At 65.7% G+C, this 23,278-nt stretch carries 24 protein-coding genes; 9 read left to right on the plus strand and 15 right to left on the minus strand.

Annotated elements, in window-relative coordinates:
* Positions 1 to 114: 114 nt before the first annotated feature.
* Both ABD050_RS19585 and ABD050_RS19590 read right to left on the minus strand, forming a co-directional pair.
* Complete coding sequence (locus tag ABD050_RS19585; RefSeq protein ID WP_343891219.1) at positions 115 to 543, minus strand: nucleoside deaminase; 429 nt, start codon at positions 541 to 543, stop codon at positions 115 to 117.
* 76 nt (positions 544 to 619) lie between these two features.
* Entirely contained in the window at positions 620 to 910 is a 291-nt protein-coding gene (locus ABD050_RS19590; protein WP_343891179.1) for a hypothetical protein, read from the minus strand.
* 168 nt (positions 911 to 1,078) lie between these two features.
* Between ABD050_RS19590 and rpmB the strand changes: the two genes are divergently transcribed.
* Entirely contained in the window at positions 1,079 to 1,378 is a 300-nt protein-coding gene (gene rpmB, locus ABD050_RS19595) for a 50S ribosomal protein L28 (RefSeq protein ID WP_343891180.1), read from the plus strand.
* 66 nt (positions 1,379 to 1,444) lie between these two features.
* Here rpmB and ABD050_RS19600 read toward each other — a convergent pair whose 3' ends face one another.
* Positions 1,445 to 2,452: an esterase-like activity of phytase family protein gene (locus tag ABD050_RS19600; protein WP_343891181.1), complete on the minus strand. Its 1,008-nt coding sequence runs from the start codon at positions 2,450 to 2,452 to the stop codon at positions 1,445 to 1,447.
* A 136-nt stretch (positions 2,453 to 2,588) separates the two neighbouring features.
* Between ABD050_RS19600 and ABD050_RS19605 the strand changes: the two genes are divergently transcribed.
* Positions 2,589 to 2,987, plus strand: coding sequence for a glycine zipper 2TM domain-containing protein (locus ABD050_RS19605; RefSeq protein ID WP_343891182.1), 399 nt, complete (start codon positions 2,589 to 2,591; stop codon positions 2,985 to 2,987).
* A 128-nt stretch (positions 2,988 to 3,115) separates the two neighbouring features.
* Here the strand turns inward: ABD050_RS19605 and ABD050_RS19610 are convergent, their stop codons facing one another.
* From ABD050_RS19610 to ABD050_RS19630, 5 genes are all read right to left on the minus strand, one after another.
* Positions 3,116 to 4,399, minus strand: a complete 1,284-nt coding sequence (locus ABD050_RS19610; RefSeq protein ID WP_343891183.1) for a hypothetical protein — start codon at positions 4,397 to 4,399, stop codon at positions 3,116 to 3,118.
* 276 nt (positions 4,400 to 4,675) lie between these two features.
* Entirely contained in the window at positions 4,676 to 5,398 is a 723-nt protein-coding gene (gene phbB / locus ABD050_RS19615; RefSeq protein ID WP_343891184.1) for an acetoacetyl-CoA reductase, read from the minus strand.
* Positions 5,399 to 5,432: 34 nt separating this feature from the next.
* A complete protein-coding gene (gene hemH, locus ABD050_RS19620; RefSeq protein WP_343891185.1) occupies positions 5,433 to 6,440 on the minus strand; it encodes a ferrochelatase in 1,008 nt (335 codons plus the stop codon).
* Positions 6,437 to 8,677: a xanthine dehydrogenase family protein molybdopterin-binding subunit gene (locus ABD050_RS19625; protein ID WP_343891186.1), complete on the minus strand. Its 2,241-nt coding sequence runs from the start codon at positions 8,675 to 8,677 to the stop codon at positions 6,437 to 6,439. Before ABD050_RS19625 ends, hemH begins: the two co-directional genes overlap by 4 nt.
* Before the next feature lie 44 nt (positions 8,678 to 8,721).
* Positions 8,722 to 10,431 (minus strand): class I adenylate-forming enzyme family protein, encoded by a 1,710-nt coding sequence (locus ABD050_RS19630; RefSeq protein WP_343891187.1) that lies wholly within the window; start codon positions 10,429 to 10,431, stop codon positions 8,722 to 8,724.
* Between the two features lie 64 nt (positions 10,432 to 10,495).
* On the opposite strand from ABD050_RS19630, the gene lgt reads away from it, so the two are divergent.
* Genes lgt through pgeF form a run of 4 tightly spaced genes read left to right on the plus strand, consistent with a single transcriptional unit; the run spans position 10,496 to position 13,731 of the window.
* Complete coding sequence (lgt, locus tag ABD050_RS19635) at positions 10,496 to 11,386, plus strand: prolipoprotein diacylglyceryl transferase (protein ID WP_343891188.1); 891 nt, start codon at positions 10,496 to 10,498, stop codon at positions 11,384 to 11,386.
* Entirely contained in the window at positions 11,379 to 12,452 is a 1,074-nt protein-coding gene (locus tag ABD050_RS19640; protein ID WP_425542486.1) for a class I SAM-dependent methyltransferase, read from the plus strand. Before lgt ends, ABD050_RS19640 begins: the two co-directional genes overlap by 8 nt.
* Positions 12,449 to 12,958 carry a GNAT family N-acetyltransferase gene (locus tag ABD050_RS19645; RefSeq protein ID WP_343891189.1) on the plus strand — a complete coding sequence of 170 codons (510 nt, stop codon included), beginning with the start codon at positions 12,449 to 12,451 and terminating at the stop codon, positions 12,956 to 12,958. The genes ABD050_RS19640 and ABD050_RS19645 overlap by 4 nt, the downstream gene beginning before the upstream one ends.
* 11 nt (positions 12,959 to 12,969) lie before the next feature.
* Entirely contained in the window at positions 12,970 to 13,731 is a 762-nt protein-coding gene (pgeF, locus tag ABD050_RS19650; RefSeq protein WP_343891221.1) for a peptidoglycan editing factor PgeF, read from the plus strand.
* Here the strand turns inward: pgeF and ABD050_RS19655 are convergent.
* Positions 13,726 to 14,130, minus strand: coding sequence for a VOC family protein (locus tag ABD050_RS19655; protein ID WP_343891190.1), 405 nt, complete (start codon positions 14,128 to 14,130; stop codon positions 13,726 to 13,728). The two genes, pgeF and ABD050_RS19655, sit on opposite strands and share 6 nt — an antisense overlap.
* Positions 14,131 to 14,318: 188 nt before the next feature.
* On the opposite strand from ABD050_RS19655, the gene ABD050_RS19660 reads away from it, so the two are divergent.
* Both ABD050_RS19660 and ABD050_RS19665 read left to right on the plus strand, forming a co-directional pair.
* Positions 14,319 to 15,653 carry a cystathionine gamma-synthase family protein gene (locus ABD050_RS19660; protein ID WP_343891191.1) on the plus strand — a complete coding sequence of 445 codons (1,335 nt, stop codon included), beginning with the start codon at positions 14,319 to 14,321 and terminating at the stop codon, positions 15,651 to 15,653.
* Entirely contained in the window at positions 15,650 to 16,141 is a 492-nt protein-coding gene (locus ABD050_RS19665; RefSeq protein ID WP_425542487.1) for a protein-tyrosine phosphatase family protein, read from the plus strand. The genes ABD050_RS19660 and ABD050_RS19665 overlap by 4 nt, the downstream gene beginning before the upstream one ends.
* Before the next feature lie 9 nt (positions 16,142 to 16,150).
* On the opposite strand, the gene ABD050_RS19670 is transcribed toward ABD050_RS19665, so the two are convergent.
* Genes ABD050_RS19670 through murA form a run of 3 tightly spaced genes read right to left on the minus strand, consistent with a single transcriptional unit; the run spans position 16,151 to position 19,018 of the window.
* Complete coding sequence (locus ABD050_RS19670; protein WP_343891193.1) at positions 16,151 to 17,266, minus strand: saccharopine dehydrogenase family protein; 1,116 nt, start codon at positions 17,264 to 17,266, stop codon at positions 16,151 to 16,153.
* Positions 17,263 to 17,730, minus strand: coding sequence for a DUF2269 family protein (locus ABD050_RS19675; protein ID WP_343891194.1), 468 nt, complete (start codon positions 17,728 to 17,730; stop codon positions 17,263 to 17,265). The genes ABD050_RS19670 and ABD050_RS19675 overlap by 4 nt, the downstream gene beginning before the upstream one ends.
* 4 nt (positions 17,731 to 17,734) lie before the next feature.
* Complete coding sequence (gene murA, locus ABD050_RS19680; protein ID WP_343891195.1) at positions 17,735 to 19,018, minus strand: UDP-N-acetylglucosamine 1-carboxyvinyltransferase; 1,284 nt, start codon at positions 19,016 to 19,018, stop codon at positions 17,735 to 17,737.
* 182 nt (positions 19,019 to 19,200) lie between these two features.
* Here murA and ABD050_RS19685 point away from each other — a divergent pair, with 182 nt between their 5' ends.
* Positions 19,201 to 19,899, plus strand: coding sequence for a Crp/Fnr family transcriptional regulator (locus ABD050_RS19685; RefSeq protein WP_343891222.1), 699 nt, complete (start codon positions 19,201 to 19,203; stop codon positions 19,897 to 19,899).
* A 44-nt stretch (positions 19,900 to 19,943) separates the two neighbouring features.
* On the opposite strand, the gene clpS is transcribed toward ABD050_RS19685, so the two are convergent.
* The 3 genes from clpS to ABD050_RS19700 form a co-directional block, all read right to left on the minus strand.
* On the minus strand, positions 19,944 to 20,279 hold the full coding sequence (gene clpS / locus ABD050_RS19690; protein ID WP_343891223.1) for an ATP-dependent Clp protease adapter ClpS: 336 nt from the start codon (positions 20,277 to 20,279) through the stop codon (positions 19,944 to 19,946).
* A gap of 206 nt (positions 20,280 to 20,485) precedes the next feature.
* Complete coding sequence (locus ABD050_RS19695) at positions 20,486 to 21,340, minus strand: phasin family protein (protein ID WP_343891196.1); 855 nt, start codon at positions 21,338 to 21,340, stop codon at positions 20,486 to 20,488.
* Between the two features lie 120 nt (positions 21,341 to 21,460).
* A complete protein-coding gene (locus ABD050_RS19700) occupies positions 21,461 to 23,200 on the minus strand; it encodes a PHA/PHB synthase family protein (protein WP_343891197.1) in 1,740 nt (579 codons plus the stop codon).
* Between the last annotated feature and the right edge of the window lie 78 nt (positions 23,201 to 23,278).

Consider the following 23,278-nt stretch of genomic DNA (forward strand, 5'->3'; position numbering starts at 1 on the left):
AAATCGACTGTGTCGCCTGATCGCCAACAAGATTGCGGCACAGGCTACTATCCCATCAGGCAGCCTGCAAGAATCTCGGGATAATCAGGATCCGTCGAGGAGCGACGTCAGCCATTATCGCCGCGCCGCGAAGAATTCCCGGAGGAGCGCGGCGGCCTCGCCTTCGCCGATACCGGGATAGATTTCGGGCCGGTGGTGGATGGTCGGTTGCGCGAACAGCCGCGGACCATGCTCGACAGCGCCACCCTTTGGATCGCTTGCGCCATAATAGAGCCGGGCGATTCGGGCATGGGCGATTGCGCCGGCGCACATCGCGCACGGCTCCAATGTTACCCACAGGTCGCAATCGGAGAGCCGGTCGCCGCCGATCGCCTCCGCCGCGGCGCGAATCGCCAGCATTTCGGCATGCGCGGTGGGATCATGGCGGGTGCGCGGGGCGTTGGCGGCCACCGCGAGGATCCTGCCATCGAGAACGACAGCAGCGCCGACCGGCACTTCGCCCGCTGCGGCTGCCTGGACGGCGGCATCGAGCGCGGCGCGCATCGGGGCGGGGATCGGAAACACGGCCCCTCTTGCCCCAACCCCACCGCCCGGGCCAGCCCGGGCGGCACGGGACGCCTTATTTGGTAGCGCTGCTGTTCGCGGGCTCGCCGGGCTTGTTCATCGTCACGGTCGGCACCGTGATCGTCTTCTGGGTGGTGGTAACGGTGGGGACCTCGATCGTCTTGTTCTCGGTTCCCATGGTGACGGTAGCGAGATTCGCGTTCACTGACGGCGCAGTGCCGCCATTGAAGCTGACACTGGGCATCGAGCCCGGAGTGGTTTTCAGGGTCATGAGGCCAAGCGATAGCAGCACGGCGACGACGACGGCGGCGAGGCCGATCAGGGCGAGCAGGAAGCGCATGGGCATTCTCCAGGATATCGACGGAAATCGAATCGTTACCGTAATTAACGCTACTTCACCCGGTAGGTTGCATCGGTAAAGGCTGAATCGGTTGACGCCCTGTCCCGATCCGGCTATCCGCGCCGCCTTTACAGGGCTGTTGCAGCCCTTTGGCCGAACCTCAGGATACGACATATGTCGCGGATTTGCGAACTGACCGGCAAGGGCCGGCTGGTTGGGAACAACGTCTCCCACGCCAACAACAAGACCAAGCGCACCTTTCTGCCGAATCTGCAGAATGTCACGCTGATGTCCGAAGCGCTCGGCACCAGCGTCAAGCTGCGCGTCTCGACTCACGGGCTCCGCTCGGTCGAACATGTCGGCGGTCTCGACAATTGGCTGGTGAAGACCACTGACGACAAGCTGTCGCTGCGTGCACGTCGCCTGAAGCGCGACGTCCGCAAGAAGCTTGGCGCAGCGTCGGTCGCCGCCTAACCTCTTTTCGGTTTTCCGAACTGATGCCGGCCTGCTTCTCCATCGGGGAAGCGGGCCGGCTTCGTTTCAGCGGCGTGCCGGCGCCGGATCAGGCTCGAGCCTGAACTTCAGCAACAGGCTGCGCTGCAGGAACAGCTGATTGTCGTCGGAGCAGATCCAGATAATCGTCGCATCGCCCTCGCGCGTGACGGCGAGCCCTTCGAAATTGTCGTGGATCAGCGGCTTCGCCAGCGTCGCGATCTCGCGGCCCCGCACCAGCGCACCGGGGCGAATCGCCGCCTGATCGATCACCACCAGCTTCGCCGCGAACTCGAACGGCAGCCTGAACTGCCGATTGAGGATGAGCAGCCGGCCATCGGGCAGGACAGCCATGTCGCTCGGATCATAGCCCCGCGGCGGCAGGTAGCTGAACGCGAAACCGGCGCGGGGATGTTCAGTCGGATCACCCGAAAAGCGAATCGCCGCCCTGCCCTTCCCCCTGCCCCCCCCGTGTCGCCAGGGCCTTGTTTCGTCGATCACGACGAAGCCGCCGTCCGGGAGCCGGGTCATCGCCTCGGGACCCTCATTGGGTGGCCAATCGGCCATCGCCGGGGGCGCCGCATGCGCCTCGCCACGGGCGAAGCCGGGGGAGAAGCGCCAGATCGCGTTGGCGCTCTCGAAGCCGACCCAGATCCGACCCGTCGCCGGATCGACCGTCATCGATTCGCTGTCACGGTCCTGCTTGAGCCATCCGGTGCCGGGACCGGCCGGCAATTCCGCGAAGCCGCGCTCGCTCAGCTGGCCGAGCGAGTTCATCCTGAACCGCACGATGTTGCCGCCATCGCTCAACAGCGTGAAATGATCGTCGGCCACATGCATCGACGAAAAACCGCCAAAGGCGGAGTCGGAACTGAGGAGCTGCACGCCGCCGAGCCATGTCAGCTGGCCGACCCGGCGACGCGCCGGGTCAGCGCTGTCGAGCTCGACCGGGCGCGCCTCGAACACCGGATCCCGCCCGAGCAGCGGCAATTGGCTTTCGCCCATCCAGGACGGGACCAGAAACAGCAGCAACAGGACCGAGAGCAATATTCGCATCCCCCCGCCCTGATCGACGGCCGGCGCGCGTGCAACCGGCTTTCCATTCCTGAACGCGGGCTAACGACTCCATTCAGGACGCGCTCAAGCCGGCGGCGCCATAGCGGGATCAACGACCCAGGAAAGGAGAATGATCATGTTCAGGAAGCTCAGCCTCGCCGCCGCCACCCTCGCCATGGGCGCCTCCGCCCTGATCCCCGCTACGCCGGCCGCGGCGCAGCGCTATGAGCGTTATTATCAGGATCAGCGCTATGGCGACTATGATCGCGATTATTATTACGATCGCGGCTATTATCAGCAGGATCGTGGCTATCGCGGGTATCGCGACTATCGCGATCACCGCCGCGACTATCGCAGCCGTCGCTGCAACAATGATGCCGGCACGATCATCGGCGCGATCGCGGGCGGCCTGCTCGGCAACGGCATCGCCGGACGCGGCGATCGTACCCTCGGCACCGTGCTCGGCGCAGGCGCCGGCGCGCTTGCCGGCCGCGCGATCGACCGTTCGGACGATCCGGGCTACTGCCGCCGCTGAGATCCCTCGCGTAGCGTATCGAGGGAGGGGGCCGGTTCCGGAAACGGAGCCGGCCCTCGACTTTTTTGGTAAGTATGGAGATGCAGCCCGGCAGCAGATAACCGTCGGTGGGATCCCGGTCGGATGGCTTACGGTCGAGCCGGCGGAGAGAGGCCTTGGAAACGATCAGCCTGAAAAGACCGCGACCAGCCACGGAGCGTCAGGGCTCGCCACTCGGCCCGCCGATACGCCTCGCCTACAAGCAGAACCAACGCGGCGCCCATTAGGGCCGTACCCAGCAGTGGCAGCATCGGGTAGCTGAGCCCGGTCGCCAGCGCGACCGATCCAGTGCGACCCCATATCGGATCTTCCGCGATGTAGCCGTCAGCGATGAAAGGCACATAGGCGAGGATCGACGCTGCCTGGGCGAGCAGCATGGGCATCAGGAAGCGACGGTCACGGCAAGCAAGTGCTACCAACACTGGATCGGCCAGGTAGAAGTATCGATCATGCATCTTGGGTGTGATATAGGGGGCAAGGATCAGCAGGATCGCCGCAGCCAGCAGAAGCCCGTCGCGGACGTGCAGCGTGCCCGCGCGCCATAGCAGCAGGACGGCAGCGCCCGTCAGCACCATCGCGCCCGGGAGACCCAGCATCAGACCATGCTCGTAGCTCATCAGCCCCTGCCCAACCTGCCAGATATTTGGCGCGTTGTTTGACAGTATTTTGAACAAGTCGAATTGCTTACCATAGACGCCGAAGATCTCGGGCAGCGGGCGGCCCGCCATCACCATCGGCAGCGCGAACAACAGATAGGCTAGCGGAACCATCGCAAACGTCCATAGCGGCTGGCGTCGGTTCAGCCACAACAGGACGAGCAACGGCGCGGCCAATAAGGCTTGTAACTTGACGGCAAGCGCACCGGAGAAGGCAAGCATCGTCCATACTGGCCGCTTCCGCAGAGCAGCGGCGATGCAGGCAAGGACCATGGCCCCATAGATAGCGTCGGACTGCGCGAGCAGCGCCGAGTTCATCGCTATGGTCGGCAGCGCCAGCGTGATCGCCGCGGCGAGCAATCGCCGGCCCGGCGGAACGAGAAGCGTGACCATGAGGGCCAGCACCACGTCCCAGAGAATAGAGAAGATCTTGATGCGCAGGATTGCAGGTCCCGGGAACAGTGCGATCAGCGCCAGGCAATGTTCATAGAAGGGTGCGTAGTCGGTGAACCTATGGCTCAGGTAGCTTCCGCCCACTCGTTCGGCGGTCTGCAGCCAAGGCGTATAGGCACCTATCATGTCGACAGTGCGCGCCGGCAGGAACACAAGCCGCTCGGCCAGACCCAGTGCGAGGAGCAGGCCGCATGTCACCACCATCCGGTTGCCGATACGCGAGAACAGGTTGGGGAAAGGCAAGCGGGGCATATCGGCGCTCATAGTACAGGGCCCGTTAAGGTTCTCTGAAACGGTCCAGAAACGCGGCTGCTGAATAGACGAACGGATAGTCGCCTCTGAGCAGAGCTGCGGATACCGAAAGCGGAAGAGGCCTGGGTTGCGAGATGATGATCGCCCGGTCGCTCGGAGCCGAAGAAGCTGGCGCGCCGGCGGCAAAGCCGCCGTCGGTCGGGTTGGGCGTTGCCCACCCGCCGCCCGTGCCGGGCGCTGCGCGGGCGTCGCCGCGCATCGGGGTCGGCGTGGCGACCCCTGCGCCCGTCAGTACATATGCTGCCCGCCGTTGATCGACAGAGTCGATCCCGTCACGAACCCGCCGTCTTCCGAGCACAGAAAGGCAACGCCGCGCGCGATCTCGTGCGCCTGGCCGAGCCGGCCGACCGGGATTTTCGCCACGATCTTCTCGAGCACGTCGGCCGGTACCGCAGCGACCATGTCGGTATCGATATAGCCGGGCGCGATTGCGTTGACCGTCACGCCGACACGCGCGCCTTCCTGCGCAAGCGCCTTGGTGAAGCCGTGAATGCCCGATTTGGCGGCGGCATAATTGACCTGGCCATATTGCCCGGCCTGGCCGTTGATCGAGCCGATATTGACGATCCGCCCCCATTTGCGCTCGCGCATGCCGGGGAACACCGCCTTGGCCATGTTGAAGCAGCCGCCGAGATTGGTATCGATGACCTCCTTCCACATCTGATAGGTCATCTTCAGGATCGTGCCGTCGCGGGTGATGCCGGCATTGTTGACGACGATATCGACCGGACCCAGCTCCTCGGCGACCTGTGCGCAGCCGGCCTGGCAGGCGTCGAAATCGGCGACATCCCATTTATAGGCGGCGATCCCGGTCTGCTCGGTAAAGGCGCGCGCCCGCGCGTCGTCGCCGCCATAGGTCGCGGCGACGGTCACCCCCATATCCTTGAGCGCAAGGCTGATCGCCTCGCCGATGCCGCGGGTGCCGCCGGTGACGATCGCAACGCGTGCCATATTCTTTCTCTCCTCTTGCCGGTTGAACGCGAGGCTAGGCGGGGACGGTCCAGCCTTCAAGCTCTCGAAGGATCAATATCCGAAGCATCGCGATGCTCTCCGGACTGTCGTTGAGGCAGGGAAGATAGGCGAAATCGCTTCCGCCCGCCGCGATGAAGCTTTCCCTGCCGCGGATCGCCAGCTCCTCGAGCGTCTCGAGGCAATCAGCCGAGAAGCCCGGCGCCACGATCGCCACTCGGGCAATGCCCTTGCCGGGCAGGCTCTCCAGCACCGTGTCGGTCGCTGGCTCGAGCCATTTGGCGCGACCGAAGCGCGACTGGAAGGTGACGATCAGGTCACGACCCATTGCCTCGCCGAGCAGCCGCGCCGTCTTGCGGCACTGGCAGTGATAGGGATCGCCGAGCTCGAGCGTGCGCTGCGGCATGCCGTGGAAGCTCGCGAGGATCGCCTGCGGCGTGAAATCGAGCGCCGCAAGCGCTGCCTCGACCGAGGTCTTCAGCGCGCCGATATAGGCCGGATCGTCATGATAAGGCGGCAGCGTGCGGATCGTCGGCTGCCAGCGCATCCCCGCAAGCACCTCGAACGCCTTGTCATTCGCGGTCGCGGTCGTCGCGCCGCAATATTGCGGATAGAGCGGCGCGAGCAGGATGCGCTCGCAACCGGCCGCCTTCAACGCCGCGAGCCGATCCCCGATCGACGGGTTGCCGTAGCGCATCGCCCAGTCGACCATCACGTCGGGGCCGAATGCGTCCTTCAGCGCCGCTGCCTGGAGGCGGGTAATCGCGGCGAGCGGCGAGCCGTCCTCGCGCCAGACCTGACCATAGGCATGGGCCGATTTCTTGGGTCGCGTGTTGAGGATGATCCCGCGCAGGATCGGCTGCCAGAGGATCGGCGGGATTTCAACGACGCGCCGGTCCGACAGGAATTCGGCGAGATAGCGTTTCACGGAGCGCGCGTCAGCCGCGTCGGGCGTGCCGAGGTTGATCAGCAGAACGCCGAGCTTGCGCGCGGGGACGGCGGGATGGTCCTGGGGGAGCGTCATTCGTCGCCGCGCACCAGCGGCAGGTTGCGGATGCGGTAGCCGGTCGAGGCCTGGAGCGCATTAGCGATCGCCGGACCGATTGCCGGCACGCCGAGCTCGCCGACCCCGCCCGGATCGGCTTCGCTGCGAATCAGCTCGACGGTGATGTCGGGGATATCGGCAAGCCTGGGCAGGTCGAGATCGCCAAGAGTGCGGGCATCAGCGAGATTCTCGGTGAAGCCGGTCGCGCCGCCGAGCGCCGCCGTCATGCCGAAGATCAGTCCGCTTTCGATCTGCTGGCGCACCACGTCGGGATTGACCTGGCGGCCGCAATCGACCGCGGCGACGATCCGGTCCACCACCGGGCCCTGGTCGTCGCCGATATGCGCCTCGGCCAGCACGGCGATATGACTGCCGCGAAAACTGTGACAGGCGATGCCCTGGGCACTGCCCTGGACGCCGCCTTCCCAGCCGCCGAGCGACGCGGCGGTCGAGAGGCAGCGGGCAAGCCGGGCGTCGCCGCCGAGCATGCCGATCCGGAACGACAGGGGCTCGGTGCCGGCGACATGAGCAAGCTCGTCGAGAAAACATTCAGTGAAGAAGGCGGTGTAGCTGTGTGCGCCCGAGCGCCAATGGCCGGTCGGCACGCCGATATCGGCCGGATGATGATCGATCGCATAGGCCGGCATGCGGTAGAAAGGTTTTGCGCCGGCGACTGCATAGGCATCGCCGATGCCCGGGAGTGCCAGCGCCGCCCTTACTGTCTTGTCGCTTGCCATCAGCCGGCCGGCGAGCTCGTGTCCGGTGCGAGGCGCTGCGATCTTGGCGAGCCAGCCGAGGATCTGCCCGTTGGGGCCGAGCCGCGCCGACATGCGGGCGGCGGCCGGCGGACGATAGCGATCATGGAGCAGATCCTCGCTCCGCGACCAGACGAGCTGGACCGGGCGTTTCAGCACCTGCGCCAATATGGCCGCCTGGCCCGCGGCCTGATGCTCGAGATTGGCGCCGAACGAGCCGCCGATCAGCATCGGATGGATCGTTACCCTGCTTTCGGCGATGCCGATTGCCGCCGCCGCAGCGGCGCGGGCGAGGCCTGGCGCCTGGGTCGGCAGCCAGAGTTCCAGTCGGCCATTGTCGAGATGCGCGGTTGCCGTCATCGTCTCGATCGCGGCATGGACGGCAAGGCCGGCGCGATATTCGGCGGTGACGAGGCGCGCGCCCTTGAAGATCGCCGCGAGATCGCCCTCGCTCGCCATCCGCTCGCCCGGACCGTCGAGCGCTGCGGTCAGCGCGTCGTCGATGCTCGACGAGCTGACGATCGCGCCCTTGGTCTCGAAGGTCGGGTTGAGCGCGCGCAGCGCCTGGTTCGCCGCCCACCAATTATTGCCGATCGCCGCGATCCAGCGATCATTGGTCACCACCGACAGCACGCCGCGGATCCGATCGGCGGCGGCGCGATCGGCGGCGATCAGTTTCGAATCACCCACCGGGCCCTGGCGGATCGCGGCGAACACCATGTCGGGCAGGCGGACATCGCCGGCGAAATTGGCCGAGCCGTCGACCTTGGAGGGCACATCGAGCCGGGGCAGCGACTGGCCGTAGAGCCGGTTCGCGTCGCCGCTGCGCAGCGGCAGCGGATCGGGCAGCGATCCGCCGGTCGCCTCCGCGGCGAGATCGCCGAAGCGCAGTTTGTCGGCGCCGTGGACGACGAACCCGCCCACCGTGCTGCAGGCGCGCCAATCGACCTTCCACCGTGCCGCCGCCGCCTTGCAGAGCAGCACCCGCGCCGTGGCACCAGCCTGGCGGAGATCATTCTCGAAGGCGCGCACCGAAGTCGAGCCGCCGGTCAGCTCGAGCGCCGTCCGTGAGACATGGCTCGCGCGGAGCGGCCCCGGCAAGGCGTCGAACACGCCCTCGAACAGCACATCGGCGGCCATCGGATTGGCATAGAGCGGGTTGAGCGGCGCGGGCTGCACCGCGACGGTGCGCCAATCGGCACCGAGTTCGTCGGCGATGATCTGCGGGAGCGTGGTATAGACGCCCTGGCCATGCTCGGCCTGCGGCACCGCGACGGTGACATGGCCGTCGGTGCCGATCTTGAGCCAGGCGCCGTAGATCGTCTCGCCCTTGGCCGCGGTGAGGTTGGGCGTATAATGCCGCGGCCATACCCCCCAGGCGATCAACAACCCGACGCCAACGCCGCCGCCGATCAGCAGCTGCCGCCGGTCGATCTTCTCGAACATGTCGCGTGCCGCCATCGGGCTGCTCTATCGCGGAGATCGACGAGGCGCCAGTTTGACCTTCACGCCTGGGCCTGTCGCGCCTCTTCCTCGGCAATCGCGCGATATGTCGCCCTGAGCGCCACCTTGTCGATTTTCTCGGTCCCCAGCCGCGGCAAGGGCTCGGTCGAGCTCCAGATCCGCTGCGGCACCTTGAAGGCTGCGATATGCGCATAGAGATAGGCGCACAGCTGTTCCTGAGTCAGCGCCTCTCCGTCGCGATATTTCACCACCGCGCCCGGCACTTCGCCGAGCCGCTCGTCGGGAAGGCCGAAGACCGCGACCTCGGCGACCGCGGGGTGTGCGTAGATCGCCGCCTCGACTTCCTGGCACGAGATATTCTCGCCGCCGCGGATGATGATGTCCTTCTTGCGATCGACGATGAAGAGATAGCCGTCCTCGTCGAGATAGCCGATGTCGCCGGTCAGGAAATAGCGATCGACCGTGAAGGCTGCGGCGGTCGCCTCGGGCCGGTTCCAATATTCCCTGAAATTGCAGACCGAACGGATGCCGATCTCGCCGCGCACCCCCTGCGCGACCGGGCGGCCATTGCCGTCGAGGATGGCGAGATCGACGAGCGGCGCCGAGGCGCGCCCGGTCGAATTGGGCTTGGCGAGATAATTGTCGCGCCAGTTGCCGCAGCCGACGCCATTGGTCTCGGTGAGGCCATAGCCGAGCAACGGGGCGCCGCCGCCCATTTCCTCCTTGATCCGCCTGACATGCTCGACCGGCCGCGGCGCGCCGCCGGCGGCGAAATCGGTGACGGTCGAAAGATCATATTTCGGGCGATTGGGGTGAGTGAGAATCTCGAAGCTCATCAGCGGCACGCCGACGAAATAGGTGATGCCTTCCGCCTCGATCAGCCGCATCGCCTCTTCCGCATCCCATTTCGGCATCAGGACGAGCTTGCGGCCCATCGCGAAGCTCTGGAGGAACACCGGCACTTCAGCGGTCACATGAAACAGCGGGACGGTGAGCAGGGTGGCGGGCTGGCCTTCGGGCGGGTTGCCGTCGGCGGTCGCGATGCCGAGCATGACAAGCGCCTGGGTCAGATAGTTGAACACTGCCTGGAGCACCGCGCGGTGATCGCTGAGCGCGCCTTTCGACTGGCCGGTCGAGCCAGAGGTGAACAGGATGGTCGCGTGATCGTCACCGCTGAGCACGGGCAGCGGCACCCTGGGCCAGCTATGCGTGATCGTGGCCATCGCCTTGGCCAGCGGCTGGAGATCGTCGATCTCGACCACCGGCAGCGCCAGGCCCTCGATCGCCGCCAGTCTTTTCGCGCGCGGCGGATCGGCGAACACCAGGGTGCAGTCGACGTCGCGGATCGCCTCGGCAAGTTCTTCCGACTGCCACCAGCCATTGAGCAGGCAGGCAATCCCGCCGGCCATGGTGATGCCCATGTACAGCGTGATCCAGGACGGCGAATTGCGCATGGCGATGCCGACGCGCTCGCCCTTGATCAGCCCCTCGCCGACCAGCGTGCGCGCAACCTTCTCCGCCTCGGCATAGACGGCAGCGAAGGTCAGCCGCTCGTCACCCGCGACGAGGAAGGTCTTGTCCTTATGCTCGGCGGCATAATGCGCGAAATAATGCGGCAGCGCGGGCGGCGCCGCCATGATCATCGGGAGGTCGATGCCGTCGAGCGTGATCGAGCCGAGCGGCAGGGGGCCGGCTTCGCCGGTGAACATCGCCAGCCCTTCGTCCATTCGCCGGTCGAGTTCCGTACGCATCGTCTCTCCCCTTGGTCTTGACCTCAACGGTCTTTATGGAGGCGCGAACCCTTGGGGAAAAGCCTTGATCCTGACCGCCCTTGCGACCGCCCAGAACCATATCCGGTTCGAGGACCTTCACCTTCACGCCGAAGCGCTGAAGATTCCTCTGTTCGGGCATGAGTTCGACATCAAATGGTATTCGCTCGCCTATATCACGGGGATCCTTCTCGGCTGGTGGTATCTGCTCAAGCTGATCGCGACGCCGGGCAGCCCGATGGCGCGGCGCCATGCCGACGATCTGGTCTTCTACGCGACGCTCGGCATCATCCTGGGCGGGCGGCTTGGCTATGTGATCTTCTATGCGCCGAGCATGTTCGTCCATCCGCTGCAGATATTGAAGCTGTGGGATGGCGGCATGTCCTTCCATGGCGGGATGATCGGCACGTCGATCGGAATCATCCTGTTCGCCCGGCGGCATCAGCTCAACTGGCTGCGGATTCATGATTATCTTGCCGGCTGCGTGCCCTTCGGGCTGTTCTTCGGGCGCCTGGCGAATTTCGTGAACGGGGAATTGTGGGGCAAGCCCTCCGATCTGCCCTGGGCGATCGTCTTCCCACGCACTGTCGCTTTCGGCGTCGATCCGGCGCGCCACCCGAGCCAGCTCTATGAGGCAGGGCTGGAGGGCATCGTCCTGTTCGCGATCCTGTGGTTCGCCTTCTGGAAGACCAAGGCGCGCTACGATCCGGGCAAATTGGTCGGGCTGTTCCTGATTTTCTACGGCCTGGCGCGCTTCACCGTCGAATTCTTCCGCGAGCCCGATTCGCAGTTCCAGGGCACCTTCTTCGCGACGACCATCCATATGGGCCAGGTGCTGACGCTGCCGATGATCGCCGGCGGCATCTATCTGGTGGCGACCGCGAAGAAACGTCGCGAGCGCGTCGAGCCGATCGCGGGGAGCGAGAGCGTTGCGTGAACCGCTCCCTCCCGCAGGCGCGGGGGGGATCGAGGCATCGCTCGCTGATCGCCTCGCCCGCGCGATAACGCTGGCGGGGCCGATCTCGATCGCCCAGTTCATGGCCGCCGCCAACGCGCATTATTACGCGACGCGCGATCCGCTCGGCGCCTCGGGCGATTTCACCACCGCGCCCGAGATCAGCCAGATGTTCGGCGAGCTGATCGGCCTGTGGTGTGCCGATCTCTGGGATCGCGCCGGGCGGCCAGACATTGCCTGGGTGGAGCTTGGCCCGGGACGCGGCACGCTCGCCGCGGATGCGGTGCGGGCGATGGCCAGGGCCGGCCTCACCCCGCCCGTCCATTTCGTCGAGACCAGCCCGGTGCTGCGTGCCGCACAGGCGGCGCGGGTGCCCGGCGCAGCCTGGCATGACGCTGTTTCGACGCTCCCGACCGATCGCCCCCTGATCGTCGTCGCCAATGAATTCTTCGACGCGCTGCCGATCCGCCAGCTCGTCCGCGCCGGGGCCGGCTGGCATGAGCGGCTCGTCGCCTGCCAGGATCTGCTGTTCCTGCCGATCGCCGGCAAGCAGGTGCCGGACACGATCATCCCGCCCGGCCTGCGCGATGCCCCGCCGGGATCGATCATCGAGACCTCGCCGGCGAGCGTTGCGGTGATGCGTGCGCTTGCCCAGGCGATCGCCGCGCAAGGGGGTGCTGTACTCGCGATCGACTATGGCTATGAAGGGCCGGCGATCGGCGACACGCTTCAAGCGATACGCGCGCACGCCTTCGCCAATCCGTTCGAAACACCGGGAGATCAGGACCTGACCGCGCATGTCGATTTCGCGACCCTGGCCGCCGCCGCGCTGGCTGAAGGGGCGCATGCCTCGGCCGTGATCGGCCAGGGCACCCTGCTGACCGCGCTCGGCATCGACGCGCGGGCGGCGACGCTCGCCGCCGCCGCGCCCGATCGCGCAGCGGGCATCGCCGCTGACCGGGAACGGCTGACCGGCGCGATGGGCGACCTGTTCAAGGCGCTTGCGATCATCGCACCGACCTGGCCCAGCCCCGCAGGCTTCGCATGATCACCTATCGCGACGCGCGCACGATCGACGGCCCTGCGCTTGCGGCGATGGCGCGGCGTTCCTTCACCGAGACCTTCGGCACGCTCTACCGCCAGTCGGACCTCGCCGCGTTCCTGGACGAGGCATTCGGCGCGAACGGCCTGCCCTCGCAGCTGTCCGACCCGAATTTCGCTGTCCGCCTAGCGCTCGACGACGGCGAGATCATCGGCTTCGTCAAGATGGGCCCGGTCACCTTTCCCGGCGAATGGCGGCCCGATGCGATCGAGCTCTATCAATTCTACGTGCTCGGACCGTGGCAGGGCACGGGCGTCGCGCAAGAGCTGATGGCGTGGTCGCTCGAGCACGCCCGCAGCCACGGCGCGAAGGAAGTCATCCTCAGCGTCTATGTCGACAACCACCGCGCGCGGCGCTTCTACGAGCGCTACGGCTTTGGCGAGATCGGGCGCTACGCCTTCCGGGTCGGCGAGACGATCGACGACGACCGGATCATGCGGCTGGTCCTGTGAGCGCACCGGCCATCGAGGACGTCGAGATCATCCGCGCCCAGGCGCTTGACGGCGTCGCGCATGGATTCCTCGGGCGGCGCGGCGGCGTTTCGACCGGCGTCTATGCCGGCCTCAATGTCGGGATCGGGTCGGAGGACGACCCTCTTGCCGTCGCCGAGAACCGGCGTCGCGCGGCCGCCGCGATATTGCCGGGCGCGGCATTGGTCACGCTCTACCAGATCCATTCAGCCGATGCCTTCACCGTGGCCGAGCCGTTCGAGGAGCGTTTGCGCCCGCGGGCCGACGCGATCGTCACTGACCGGCCGGGGCTCGCGCTCGGCATTCTCACCGCCGACTGTGCACCGGTGCTGCTCGCCGATCGCGCGGCGGGCGTGGTCGGCGCGGCCCACGCCGGATGGAAAGGCGCGATCGGCGGCGTCACCGACGCGGCGATTCTCGCGATGGAGGCGTTGGGCGCGAAGCGCGAGCGGATCGCCGCTGCGATCGGCCCCTGCATCGCCCGGGCGAGCTATGAGGTGGACGACGGCTTCGCGTTGCGCTTCGAAGCCGACGATCCAGCCAATGAGCGCTTCTTCGCCTCGGGCAAGCCGGGCCATCACCAGTTCGACCTCGAAGCCTATGTCGCGCACCGTCTGGCCGCGGCGGGCCTGACGAAGATCGAGATGCTCGGCCTCGACACCTATGCCGACGAGCAGCGTTTCTTCAGCTTCCGCCGCGCGACGCATCGCGGCGAGCCGGACAATGGCCGGCAGATCTCGATCATCGGGCTATAGCGCCTCGCCTCCTGCTCCCTTTTCCTCCCAGGCGAAGTCGTAGAAGACGCGAAGCATATTGCCGTCGATATCCTCGGCGAAGAATTCGTACAGCTTGTGCGGCATCGCCTTCGGCGGGCCTGCGACCCTCGCCCCTGCGCGGGCCCATTCAGCATGGAGAGCGTCGACCTCGCCACGGCCGGAAAGATTCAACCAGAGGACAATCGGCGCCCGATTGCCGAGAACCGATCGATAGGCCGCGCTCGCCATGAAGAGCCGTGAATCGCCGCGCGAGAGACCGGCGAGACCGAGTTGCTCGTCCGACCAGTCAATGGTGAAACCCAATTGATCCCGATAGCAAGCCAGCGCGGCGGCCAGGCTTTCGACCGGAATCTCCGGGCATGCTGCGGGAAAGTGCATGTCGGCTTTCCTTTGACGAGGCGAACCGGGGGACCGCGACCTTTCAATCCTAGCGCGGGGGAACGGGCACGGTCGAGCGCGGTTTCGGTGATGGTCAATGTGACGCACGAGCATCTCGTCAAACCAGTATCAAATGCGACTATCCCCGGCTAGAAGCCGCGCAACAGCCTCTCGACAGGATCCAGACCATGGCGATCAAGAACGAAACCGACACTGAAGCCGACCTCACCGGCGTCGCAGCGCGGACCAAGCCCAAGCCGTCAGTCGACAAGATCGGCGACCGCAAGCTCAAGCCCTCAACCCTGATGATGGGCCATGGCTATGATCCGATGCTGTCGGAAGGATCGCTGAAGCCGCCGATCTTCCTGACCTCGACCTTCGTCTTCCCCAATGCGGCGGCGGGCAAAAGGCATTTCGAGGGCGTCACCGGCAAGCGTCCGGGCGGCGCCGAGGGCCTGGTCTATTCGCGCTTCAACGGCCCGAACCAGGAGATCCTCGAGGACCGGCTGGGGATCTGGGAGGATGCCGAGGATGCGCTTGCCTTCTCGTCAGGCATGTCGGCGATCGCGACTTTGTTCCTGTCGATGGTCAAGCCGGGCGACACGATCGTCCATTCCGGCCCGCTCTATGCCGCGACGGAGACGCTGATCGCGCGAATCCTGGGCCGTTTCGGCGTGCACTGGCTCGATTTCCCGGCGGGCGCGACCCGCGAGGAGATCGACGCAGTCCTTTCCAAGGCAGCGACCGGCCGAGTCGCGCTGATCTATCTCGAAAGCCCGGCCAACCCGACCAACGCGCTGGTCGATATCCAGGCGGTCGCCGCCAGCCGTGACGCGATCTTCAAGAACGCCGCCGAGCGGCCCCCGATCGCGATCGACAACACGTTCCTGGGGCCCCTCTGGCTCCAGCCGCTGAAGCACGGCGCCGATATCGTCGTCTACAGCCTGACCAAATATGCCGGCGGCCACAGCGATCTCGTCGCGGGCGGCGTGCTCGGCTCGAAGGAGCACATCAACACGATCCGGATGATGCGCAACACGATCGGCACGATCTGCGATCCGCATACCGCCTGGATGCTGATGCGCAGCCTGGAGACGCTCGAGCTCAGGATGAGCCGGGCGGGGGAGAATGCAGTCAAGGTCTGCGAGTATCTGCGAACCCATCCCAAGGTCGAGCGGGTCGGCTATCTCGGCTTTCTCGAAAGCACCCCGGGCATGGAGCGCCAGGCCGATATCTATCGCCGCCACTGCACCGGCGCGGGCTCCACCTTCTCGCTGATCATCAAGGGCGGCGAGACGGAAGCCTTCGCGTTTCTCGACGCGCTCAAGATCGCCAAGCTCGCGGTCAGCCTCGGCGGCACCGAGACGCTCGCCAGCCATCCTGCCGCGATGACCCATTTGTCGGTGCCCGATGCGCGCAAGCAGGCGCTGGGGATCACCGACAATCTGGTGCGCATCTCGATCGGCGTCGAGGATGCCGATGACCTGATCGCAGACTTCGAGCAGGCGCTGGCGGCGATTTGAACCGGCCCCCCGACCTCTACTGGATTGCGCACCCTAAATCGCACCGGCTGGCGATCATGGCACGACCACGGGCCGGGGACTGGCTCGACGACGAGATACGCGCGTGGCGGGATGCCGGCGTCGATCTTGTCGTCAGCTTGCTTGAACCGCAAGAGGTGAGCGATCTGGAGCTGCAACGCGAGCGCACCCTGTGCGAGCATCACGATATCGACTTCCTGTCCTTCCCGATCCCTGATCGCGGCGTACCGTCCTCCCTCGCCGAGGCCCGCGCGCTGGCCGGGGAGATAGCGAAACGGGGTGCTGAAGGTGCCGGCGTAGCAATCCACTGCCGAGCGGGCATTGGCCGATCATCACTCATGGCAGCTTTGGTGCTGGCCACGGCAGGAATGGACTCAGCCGACGCGTTCGCAGCGATAACGCACGCACGTGGCATGTCCGTCCCCGACACGGACGCGCAGAGAGCATGGGTTGCTGCAGCAATACCCTGAGACCGTCGCTCAGGCAGCGGCACCACACCGTACGACGGTGATATCCAGCCCCTCCAGAGCGGCGAGATACTCGCCGAGCGTGATGAGATCGAGGCAGGGCATTGCGCCCCGCTGCGCGATCTCACGGCGCGCCAGTTTCCGCGCCAGCAGGATCGCGGGCATGCAGGGGATGTAGGGCCCATGGCCCGAGCGGGCGATCAGGAAGAAGCGCTCCTGCCGGCGGGTGCCGTCATGGCCAATGCCCGACAGATACATGTGAAAGCCGCTCCGGCTCGACCCGAACCGGTCGAACAGCAGCGCAAGTCGCAACAGCGACTCGGCGTGATCGGAGAGCGACCGGACCAGGCCGAAGCGGACGAGCCAGCTCAGCAGCCAGGTGCCGATATGCAGGATGGCCAGTTCATGCCCTGCCGAGAAGCGCTGAGTGCGCAGACCGGGATAGCGCGCCGGGAACAGCGTCAGGTCCGGAATGTCGCAATCGCCGAACAGGCGGGTGCCGAGCTGGGGATATTGTTCGGCGTGCAGATCCTGCCAGCCGTAAACGGTGCGCATCACGCCGTCGCGGAGCGCGGTGAAGGGCTTGCCGACATAGCTGAGCACGGCCGAGGTCGTCGCCAGCCCGCGATTGGTCTGCTGCGCCGCGCTGATGCCGTAATCGATACTGTCGAGCCGGGCGAAGCTGGGGAGATAGTCGTCGATGACCGCCGCGGTCAGGCACGGCACCGAGCTTGCGCCGCTGACGACCAGCACGTCCTTTTCACGGGCCGAACCGTCCAGCGTGCCGATCGAGGCGACGAAATCGCGCGCATCGGCGAGATCGACATAATGGCAGCCCTGACCGACACAGGCGCGCGCGACACGGTGATCCTGGGTCTGGAACGGGCCGGTCGTGTGGATGACGATGTCGGGCCTGATACGCGCGAGCGCGGCCGGAATGTCACCGTCGATGTCGATGGCATGCGCCTCGGCCGGATGAATCGTCCCCAATCCGGTTGCAAAGGCGCGGGCCTTCTCCGCCGAGCGGCCGCCGATGAGCAGCTGGATCGCCTCCTCGTCGGCGAGCGCCTTCGCGATATAGCTGCCGAAATTGCCGTAACCGCCGATGACGAGGACACGCGCCATCATGTCGGCTTGAACACCATCAGGAAGAAGACGGCGATCAGGCCGCCAAAGGCAGGCCAGCCGAGCGCGAACCACCAGAGGAACAGCCGGCGATAGGCAGCCTGGTCAAGCGCGCCGCCGGCCGCTTCACGCTCGAGCATCCGCTTCATCCGGATCTGGATCAGCACCACGGGCACCCAGCAGATGCCGGCCAGCGCGTAGAGCGCATAGGCCCAGACCAGCCAGGCATCGTCCCAGGCGAAACCCGCCTTCCACACCAGCCAGAAGCCGCTGAGCGGCTGGACGATCACCGCCGGCAGGGTGAACAGGAAGTCGGCGCGCACCGTCATCGCCGCTGCGAAGCGGCGCGTGGCGGCATCGCGGCTCAGCTGCGAGAAGAAGAAGAAATTGGCGATGCCGACGCCCGTACCGAACAGGATCGTCGCGCTGATGATATGGACGGTCTTGACGAGAAGATAGGCGTCCACCGGCTCAGCCGTCGCTGACCCGCTCGATATCGGCCCCGACCGCGCTCAGTTTCTCCTCGAGCCGCTCATAGCCGCGATCGAGATGATAGACCCGCTGGACCTGGGTTTCCCCCTCAGCGGCGAGGCCGGCGAGGATCAGGCTCATCGAGGCCCGCAGGTCAGTCGCCATCACCGGCGCGCCGACGAGCTTGTCGACGCCGCGCACGACGGCGGTGCGGCCGCGAACCTGGATGTCGGCGCCCATCCGCGCCAGCTCGGGCACGTGCATGTAGCGATTCTCGAAGATCGTCTCGGTGAGCACGCTGGCGCCGTCGGCGAGCGTCAGCATCGCCATGAACTGTGCCTGCATGTCAGTCGCGAAGCCGGGAAAGGGCGCGGTGGAGAGAGTCAGCGGGCCAAGGCCGTTCTTCGCCTCGACATAGAGATTCTCGCCGCGCTCCTCGACGGTGACACCCGCCTCGATCAGGGCAGCGACGGTCGCGCGCATATCGTCGATCGAGACGCCGACCAGCTCGAGCGCGCCGCCGGTGATTGCCGCGGCGCAGGCATAGCTGCCGGCCTCGATCCGGTCGGGCATCACCCGGTAGGTGGCGCCGTGGAGCCGGTCCCGCCCCTCGATTTCGAGCGTCTCGGTGCCGATCCCCGAAATCGATGCGCCCATCGCGACGAGGCAATTGCACAGATCGACGATCTCGGGCTCGCGCGCGGCATTCTCGATGATCGAGCCGCCCTTCGCGGTCACGGCCGCCATCACTGCATTCTCGGTCGCGCCGACCGAGACGATCGGAAAGGTCACGCGGCCCCCTGCCAGCCGGCCACCGCGCGCGACCGCCTTCACATAGCCCGCCGCCAGCTCGATCTCGGCGCCGAGCGCCTCGAGCGCCTTGAGGTGCAGGTCGATCGGCCGGTTGCCGATCGCGCAGCCGCCCGGCAGCGACACGGTCGCCTCGCCGGCACGGCCGACCAGCGGGCCGAGCACCAGGATCGATGCACGCATCTTGCGGACAATGTCATAGGGTGCCTCGGTCGCGGTGAGCTTGCCGGCGCGGATCGTCATCACCCGACCGAAATCTTCAGGGCGCGCGCCCTCGATCTGGGTCGAGCAGCCGAGCTGGTTGAGCAGATGCCCGAAGCTGTCGACATCGGCAAGGCGCGGCAGATTGCGCAGGGTCACGGGCTCCTCGGTGAGCAAGGCGCACGGCATCAGGGTGAGCGCTGCGTTCTTGGCGCCGGAGATCGGCAATTTGCCCGACAGGCGCTTGCCGCCGCGAATGAGGATACGGTCCATTGCCGGCTTCTATCGCCTGTACGTGGCCGCGCAAGCACCCGTCTTCGCGGCAAGCGCCGCAATCCCGCTGTAACAATGCTTGATCGACTTTAATGCACTGATTCTCCTGCAATGCTCTGGCTGTCCGGGGCTTGGGGGATGTGGGCGTGCCGGGTAGTTGTTTCGCCGAACGATTGAGCGACATGGTCGCGCTGACACCGGGCGAACAGGCGGCGCTCGAGCAATTGGAGGAACGAGAACGTCCCTTGCGGCGCGGCGCCACGCTGCAGCGCGAGAATGACCGGTGCAGCGAGCTGTTCATCCTGCGCAAGGGAATGATGATGAGCTCAGTGCTGCTTGACGACGGCAGCCGGCAGATTCTGCGCTTCCTCTTCCCCGGCGACATGATCGCCGTCTCGACGTTGGTCTATCGCGAGGCGCCCGAGACGCTCACCGCGTTGACCGACGCAATGGTCAGCCCGTTCGAGCGATCGGCAATGAGCAGGCTGGTCAGCGATCATCCCCGGCTCGCGGCGCTGATCCTGGTCCATAACCAGATCGAGCGCGCTGCCCTGACTGACCGGCTCGCGGCGCTCGGGCGGACTTCGGCCAAGGCGCGGGTTGCGGCGATCCTGCTCGAGATGCGCAGCCGGATACGAATGCTCGACAAGGGCTCAGGCAAGACCTTCACCCTCGGCCTGACCCAGGAGGAGATCGGCGACGCGACCGGGTTGACCGCTGTCCATGTCAACCGAATGCTCCGCCAGATCGAGGAAGAAGGGATGATCGCGCGCGAGGGCGGCCGGGTCACGCTCACCAACGAGCGGGCGCTGGCAAAGGCGGCGAACTTTGTCGATCGCTATGCCGGGCTCGATCTGGGGTGGTTACCGGAAGGGCGGTAGTCCCTCCGATGCCTCGCCGAGCTTGCTCGGGGAGGAACTGGGAATCACGCCTTTTCCAGCGTGCATTGGAGCGGGTGCTGGTTCTGCCGGGCGAACTCGATCACCTGGGCAACCTTGGTTTCGGCAACCTCATAGCTGAACACCCCGCACACCCCGACGCCCTTCTGGTGGACGTGGAGCATCACCCGGGTCGCTGCTTCCATGTCCATCTTGAAGAAACGCTGGAGGACCAGCACGACGAACTCCATCGGCGTGTAATCATCGTTGAGCAGCAACACGCGGTAAGGCGTCGGCTGTTTGGTCCGCGTACGGGTGCGGGTGGCGATGCCGAGGCCAGTGCCCTCGTCATCGCCGCCATCGCCGTCGCGGCGCTCGGCCATTGCCGTCGTGTTCGGGTCATCGATCATGTGAAGTCGAAAATATGGCACTCCGGGGCCCAAGGGCAAGGGGTTGCATCTCATCAACCCTGTTTAGAGCTTGTTTCAGCTTCGCTGACGCGGCACCAGCCCGCTTCCTGGATCAAGACTCAAATGAAAAGGGCGGCCCAGCAGGACCGCCCTTTTCGTTTTCCCGATCGTCAGCGCGATTACGCGGCGATCTTGACCTTCTCGGCGGCAACCGCAACGCGGTTCGAGATCGGCTGGGCGACCTCGCCGGCGAGCTTCAGCATCGCTTCGGTGTTCTTCGAGGTCTGAGCGACGACCGAATCGAAGGCCGAGCGGACATAGTCGCTGTGGAGCTTGAAGAAGTCGGTCGGCGACTTCACCGAAGCGAAGCTCTTCAGCGCGGCGGTCGCGCCTTCGAACTGCTTGCGGCTGTACTCGGCTGCGTCCTGGCCGAGCGTCTCGATGCCCTTGGCAGCGATCTTGCCCGATTCGACGATCGCTTCGATATTGCCCTTGGAGAACTCATTGGCTTCCTCGAAGAGCTTGGTGCTCTTCTCGACGGCTGCCTTGGCGCGCTCATTGGCTTCAGCGAACAGGGTCTGGGCCTTTTCGGTGGCGTTCTTGATGGTGGCTTCCATGGTGGTCACTTCCTTTTGAATGGTGGCGGCCGGCGCAACGGCGACGGCGGGTGCTTCGACGATATTGACGGGTTCCGGAACGGGAGGTTCCGGGAGTTTCACTTCGGGCTCGGCGGCCGATTCGATCGCCGGCGTCGCTGCCGCGGTTTCGACGACCGACTCGGGCGCCGCGGCGGCGACAGGAGCGGATTCGGGCAGCTCGACCTTGACCACCGGCGGGGCCGGGGGCGTCTCGACCGGCTTTGCCGCAACCACGGGGGTCGCGGCCGGCTTCGCCACGGTCTTGGCAACGGGCCTTGCCGGCGCCTTGGCCACGGGCTTTGGAGCGGCCGCTGTCGGCTTGGCCGGCGCCTTGCTCGCCACCGACGCTTTCGCGGCAGGGGCCTCCCCTGCGGGCTTGCGCCCCTTGCTGGCCATACGGCCTCCTATGGTTGCTTGCTGCACTGCAATATAGCTGCGTGCCACAGTTTTTGCAAGGGTTTTGTTGCACCGCAACATAAGTGTCACGCTGCGAGTAAATCGGCCTGTTAACAACAGTTAGCGTGATCTGACATAGGTGCCGGGAGCATCTTCGATTGCCTTCAACGCGCCTTTTCCAGGCTTGCGCGCACCCTTGGCCGGCACCTCGGCCGAGTCCTGATCGCGCAGCCAGCTGATCCAGTCGGGCCACCAGCTGCCCTTGGTCTCGGTCGCCCCGGCGACGAATTCGGCGAGCGTCTTCACCGGCGCGGGATTGAGCCAATATTGATATTTGCCCAGTGTCGGCGGGTTCACGACGCCGGCGATATGGCCCGAGCCGGCTAGCACGAATTTTATCGGACCGGTGAAATGCTCGGTGATCGACCAGACGCTTTCGGCCGGCGCGATATGGTCGTCGCGGCCAGCCTGGATATAGGACGGGGTCTTGACCAGTCCGAGGTCGATCGGGGTCCCGTTGACCGTAAGAACCCCAGGCTTCACCAGCAGATTGTCACGATAGAGATCGGTCAGATAGCTCATATGCCATTTCGCCGGCAGGTTGGTCGTGTCGCCATTCCAGTGGAGCAGGTCGAAGGGCGTATAGTCGGCGCCGAGCAGATAATTGTTGGTGACGTAATTCCAGATCAGGTCGCGCCCGCGGAGCAGGTTGAAGGTCAGCGCGAGATAGCGGCCGTCGAGAAAGCCATCGGGCGACAGGGTGCGGATCAGCGCGAGCTGCTCGTCATCGACGAAGTGGAGCAGTTCGCCCGCGCGCGTGAAATCGATCTGCGCAGTGAAGAAGGTCGCGCTCTTCACCTTGTCGGCCTGTTTGCGGGCCGCCAGCACCGCCAGCGTCGCGGCAAGCGTGGTACCGGCGACGCAATAGCCGATCGCATGCACCGACTCGACCTTCAGCCCCTCGCGGACGGTGTCGATCGCGTCGATCTGCGCCTCGATATAATCGTCCCAGACGACGTCCTTCATGGTCGCGTCGGCCGATTTCCACGACACCATGAAGACGGTGATTCCCTGGTCGACCGCCCAGCGGATGAAGCTTTTCTCGGGCGTCAGGTCGAGGATGTAGAAGCGGTTGATCCAGGGCGGGAAGATCACCAGCGGGATGGCGAGCACCTTGTCGGTGGTCGGGCTGTACTGGATCAGCTCGTAGAGCGGCGTGCGCTTCACCACCTTCCCGGGCGTGGTCGCGAGATTGCGACCGAGCTCGAAGGCGTCGGGATCGGTATGAGTCAGCTGCCCCTTGGAAAGATCGGCGAGCATGTGCTGCAGGCCCTTCAGCAGATTCTCGCCGCCGGTCTCGATCGTCTTTTCGAGCACGAGCGGGTTGGTCGCGGGGAAATTGCTCGGGCTCATCGCATCGAGAAAACCCTTCGCGGCGAAGCGGAGCTGCTCCTTCTGCCGTTCGTCGACGCCCGAGAGCGAATCGATCCCCTTCAGCATATGGTCCGAAATCAGGAAATAGCTCTGGCGGATCCAGTCGAACACCGGGTTGTCGCGCCATTGCGGGGCGGCGAATCTTTTGTCGCTGGCGTGCCTGTCCTCGGCTGCCTTCGCCGCGGCGGGATCGAGGAAGCGCCGCCAGAGATCGAGGCTGTCAGTCCAGAACGCCTCGGCGCGCCTGATCGTCGCCGGGTCGTTGACGCCGGGAATCACCGGCAGGCCAGCCTCCTGTTGTCCGGCGGCGGCGGCCGCCGACAATCCGCTTTCGAGCATCATCTGCTGCGCACGGCCGAGCACCCAGGTCCAGTGCTGGAGTTCTTCGAGGCTGGGGATCGCGCTGGTTGCACTCGCCGCGGTCATCGCCTTGTTCTCCTTTAGCGTGCACGCGATTTGCTTTCGCGCAGGCCGATCGGGTCTGGTATAGGCCCTCATCGCCGC

Source organism: Sphingomonas oligophenolica, assembly GCF_039522915.1.
GTDB lineage: Bacteria > Pseudomonadota > Alphaproteobacteria > Sphingomonadales > Sphingomonadaceae > Sphingomonas > Sphingomonas oligophenolica.